The sequence below is a fragment of the Pseudoalteromonas sp. BSi20495 genome (genome assembly GCF_000241185.1).
GTDB classification, from domain to species: Bacteria; Pseudomonadota; Gammaproteobacteria; order Enterobacterales; family Alteromonadaceae; genus Pseudoalteromonas; species Pseudoalteromonas fuliginea.
This window is the reverse complement of record NZ_BADY01000191.1, coordinates 1-359: the sequence shown is the minus strand read 5'-3', so window position 1 is coordinate 359 and position 359 is coordinate 1. Positions and strand designations below refer to the sequence as shown.

Annotated in this window: 1 protein-coding gene; it reads right to left on the bottom strand. The window is 40.9% G+C overall.

Going from position 1 to position 359, the window contains the following annotated elements:
• The coding region (locus P20495_RS21120) for a transposase (protein WP_033016498.1) at nucleotides 1-280 on the bottom strand (280 nt) is incomplete at its 3' end.
• Nucleotides 281-359 lie beyond the last annotated feature (79 nt).

Genomic DNA, 359 nt, shown 5'->3' with positions numbered 1-359 from the left:
CGGTATGCTTCAACTTATTATATCGCTGAGTATAAACCCCATTAATATGGCGCATAACACGGCCTAAATTCGCTTTGGGTGTTTCAATCAACAAATGATAGTGGTTCGTCATAAGGCAATACGCATGAATAACGCAATCAAAGCGCGCTTGTGCCTCACCCAATGTGGTTAAAAAGGCTTGAAAGTATAATTCGTCGTGAAAGGTATTTTGCCGTCCGCGCCCACGGTTCATAACATGATAAAAAGCATGTTCGTACTCAATTCGTTGTGGCCTTGGCATTGTGAACTACCTGTTTTAATAATACTCCTTTGAAGGTAGTCGACTTATGTCATGAAGCAAGTGATTTGACCCCTTTTTT